3 protein-coding genes are annotated in these 3,828 nt (G+C 60.7%); 1 reads left to right on the top strand and 2 read right to left on the bottom strand.

Features of this window, described 5'->3' with window-relative positions:
• Nucleotides 1-87 precede the first annotated feature (87 nt).
• Together ACW9JC_RS29180 and ACW9JC_RS29175 are read right to left on the bottom strand one after the other, a co-directional pair.
• Nucleotides 88-951, bottom strand: a complete 864-nt coding sequence (locus tag ACW9JC_RS29180; RefSeq protein ID WP_416127723.1) for a LysR family transcriptional regulator — start codon at nt 949-951, stop codon at nt 88-90.
• Nucleotides 952-967: 16 nt separating this feature from the next.
• Nucleotides 968-3,226, bottom strand: coding sequence for a heavy metal translocating P-type ATPase (locus ACW9JC_RS29175; protein ID WP_457459376.1), 2,259 nt, complete (start codon nt 3,224-3,226; stop codon nt 968-970).
• A gap of 84 nt (nt 3,227-3,310) precedes the next feature.
• Here ACW9JC_RS29175 and cadR point away from each other — a divergent pair, with 84 nt between their 5' ends.
• Nucleotides 3,311-3,760 carry a Cd(II)/Pb(II)-responsive transcriptional regulator gene (gene cadR / locus ACW9JC_RS29170; protein ID WP_075946353.1) on the top strand — a complete coding sequence of 150 codons (450 nt, stop codon included), beginning with the start codon at nt 3,311-3,313 and terminating at the stop codon, nt 3,758-3,760.
• Nucleotides 3,761-3,828: the final 68 nt, after the last annotated feature.

The following is a 3,828-nucleotide window of genomic DNA, read 5'->3' as shown; positions in this document are numbered from 1 at the left end:
CTTCAGTGAATACAGATTTTGTGAACACCGGAAACACCTGTGGGAGCTGGCTTGCCAGCGATGAGGCCAGGACAGGCACTACAAATCTCAGGCCGGAGACATTTCCTGCGCCAACCCCAGAAACGCCGCCGGCAGCCGTGCGTTTTTTCGCTCCTTGAGGCAGTACAGATACTCCGGCAGCAAAGGCGCATTCTCGATGGTCAGCACCCGCAGTTGCGGATCGTGGGGCACTTCCTGTCGGGCAATCAGGCTGATGCCAATGTTGCGCAACACCGCCTCGCGGATCGACTCGCGACTGCCGATCTCCAGCAACGGCCCGACACTCACGCCGGCACCAGCCAACAACTCTTCGGTCATGCGGCGAGTGGTCGAACCCGGCTCGCGCATCAACAAAGTATGCCCGGCCAGTGCGCTGAGCGGCACATGGTCGTGTGCCGCCAGTGGATGATTGCGATGTACCGCCAGCACCAGCGGATCGCTGCCGAGCACCCGGCGAATCAACCGCGCATCTTCCAGCAACTGCGAGGACGCCGCGACATCGACGCGGTAATCCTCCAGCGCTTCAAGCACCTGTTGGGAGTTGCCGATTTCCACCGACACCTCCACTTGCGGCAAGCGTTCGCGGAAGGTCTTCACCAGATCGAGGATGTAATACGGCGCCGTGGCGGCAATGCGCAACGTGCCCTGAACCTGACCGCAATTGCGCAGGAAAAACTCGATGTCGGCTTCCTGCTGCATCAGCGTTTTGACCATCGGCAACAGCCGCGCGCCTTCATCGCTGACACTCAGGCGACGACCGCCACGGTAGAACAGCTCCACCGAATACTGGCTTTCAAGGTTACGGATCTGCGTCGTCACCGTGGGCTGGCTCAGGCCGAGCTTTTTCGCTGCCTGGGTAATGCTGCCCAGACGGGCAACCATGTAAAACGCCTTCAGCTCGGCACTCAGCACAACCGTCCCTCATCCTTTATTTGCGCAACAGGCGCAAACCATTGAACACCACCAACAGGCTCACGCCCATGTCGGCAAACACTGCCATCCACATGGTAGCGAGCCCGGCGAAGGTTACCCCAAGAAAGATCGCCTTGATGACCAATGCCAGGGCAATGTTCTGCTTGAGGATGCTCGAGGTCTGTCGCGACAGGCGAATGAATGCCGGAATTTTGCGCAGATCGTCGTCCATCAGGGCGACATCGGCGGTTTCGATGGCGGTATCGGTGCCGGCGGCGGCCATGGCGAAACCGATCTCGGAACGCGCCAGCGCCGGCGCATCGTTGATGCCATCGCCGACCATGCCGACGTTATGCCCTTTCGCATACAGTGCTTCGATCGCCTGCAATTTGTCGGTGGGCAACAGATCGCCCTTGGCCTCGTCGATGCCGACTTGCGCAGCAATCGCCTGCGCGGTGTGGACGTTATCGCCGGTGAGCATCAGGGTCTTGATGCCCAACGCGTGCAATTGCCGGATCGCTTCGCGACTGGATTCCTTCACCGTGTCAGCCACGGCGAACAGCGCCAGCGGGCCGGAGCGGTCGAGCAGCAACACCACGGATTTGCCCTGTTTTTCCAGGGCGAACAGCTTTTCTTCCAATGCCGGCGAGCACAGGCCCAACTCTTCAACCAAGCGGTGGTTGCCCAAGTGGTAGAGCTGGCCGTTGATCTCGCCGCGCACCCCGCGACCGCCCAGCGCTTCGAAGTTATCCACAATCAGCGGCGCGTATTGTTTATCCACAGCTGCATTGGCGATCGCCAGCGAGACCGGGTGGTCCGAACGTGCGGCCAGCGCGGCGGCAATGGCCGGGGCCGATTCGTCCGCCGTCGGGTCGAGCGACAGGTAATCGGTCTGTACCGGTTTGCCGTGGGTGATGGTGCCGGTTTTATCCAGCGCCAGGTAATCGAGCTTGTGGCCACTCTCCAGATAGACGCCGCCCTTGACCAGAATGCCTTTGCGCGCCGCCGCCGCGAGGCCGCTGACGATGGTCACTGGCGTCGAGATCACCAGTGCACAGGGGCAGGCGACGACCAACAACACCAAGGCGCGGTAGATCCAGTCGAACCACAACGCATCCATGAACAGCGGTGGAATCACCGCGACCGCCAGCGCCAGGATAAACACGGCCGGCGTGTAGATTTTCGAGAAGCTGTCGACGAAGCGCTGGGTTGGAGCCCGCGCGCCCTGAGCCTGTTCGACGGCGTGGATGATCCGCGCCAGGGTCGAGTTGTTCGCTGCCGCCGTCACGGCATATTCCAGCGAACCGGCCTGATTGATCGTACCGGCGAACACTTTGTCGCCGATGGTTTTCTCCACCGGCAGGCTTTCACCGGTGATCGGTGCCTGATCGATGGTCGAGTTGCCCGCCAATACTTCACCATCCAGCGCAATGCGTTCGCCGGGACGCACCCGCACCCGCGCACCGAGCTCGATGGCTTTCACGTCTTGCGCCACCCAACTACCATCGGCCTGCAATACCGTCGCTTGCTCCGGTGTCATCTGCATCAGGCCGCTGATGGCATTGCGCGCGCGGTCCAGGGATTTGGCTTCGATCAACTCGGCCACGGTGAACAGGAACATCACCATCGCCGCCTCCGGCCATTGCCCGATGAGGATCGCGCCGGTCACCGCAATGCTCATCAGCGCATTGATGTTCAGATTGAGATTCTTCAGGGCAATCCAGCCCTTTTTATAGGTGCCGAGGCCGCCGCTGAGGATCGAGGCCAGTGCGATGATCGCCACCACCCAGTTCGGCGCGGCACTGGTGAAGTGGATCACTTCAGCCACCAACGCACCAACGCCGGACAACGCCAATGGCCACCACGCTTTTTTCTCTGGGGCCGGTGCCGGTGCCTCGACGCCCTGCTCCAACGGCTCGGCCTGCATGCCGAGGGATTTGATGGCGTCGATGATCGGCGCGGTGCCCGGCAGGTTGTGAGTGACGCCGAGCACGCGGTTAATCAGATTGAACTCCAGCTGCTGCACCCCGGTCAGTTTGCTTAGTTTGTTCTGAATCAGCGTCTGCTCGGTCGGGCAGTCCATGGCCTCGATGCGAAAACGGCTCAGCCGCGCATCGGCGCTTGGCGCTTCGCTCAACTGGATCAGCGCGGGCGCTTCGGCTTTCGTCGAGCAACAGGAATCACCATGGCCGCCATGTACGTGTTTGGGCACGGGCTTGAGCTTGCTGCTGCAGCAAGCATCGTCAGGTTTGTGGCTGTGCAGGGAATCGCTCATTGGTTGCGTCCATAAGAGTACCTGTTGCCAAGTAAAGACCCTGTAGCCACTATAGGGTCAAGCACCCTTTTGGAGATTGTCGTCATGAAGATCGGAGAACTGGCGAAACTCACCGATTGCGCCGTGGAAACGATCCGCTATTACGAGCGCGAAAACCTGCTGCCGGAGCCGGCCCGCAGCGATGGCAACTACCGCGTCTACACCCAGGCCCACGCCGAACGCCTGACCTTCATCCGCAATTGCCGCACCCTGGACATGACCCTCGAAGAAATCCGCAGCCTGCTGGCGCTTCGTGACAGTCCGCAGGATCAGTGCGAAAGCGTCAACGCGTTGATCGACGAGCATATCCATCATGTGAAAGCACGGATCGACGGTCTGCTGGCCTTGCAGGCACAACTGCTCGACCTGCGCCAACGCTGCGGCGAAGGGCCGGATGTCGATCAATGCGGGATTTTGCAGCGGTTGGAGGTGAGTGGCGGGGTTGTGGCGACAGAGGTTGAGCATTCACATGTGGGCCGAAGTCACGGCCATTGAACACTCACCATAACCCTGTAGGAGCCGAGCTTGCTCGCGATAGCGGTTTGTCAGTCACATTAATGTTG

Source organism: Pseudomonas sp. SDO5591_S426, from assembly GCF_054070755.1.
The sequence above is the reverse complement of the archived record's forward strand: the minus strand, read 5'-3'. Positions and strand labels throughout refer to the sequence as shown.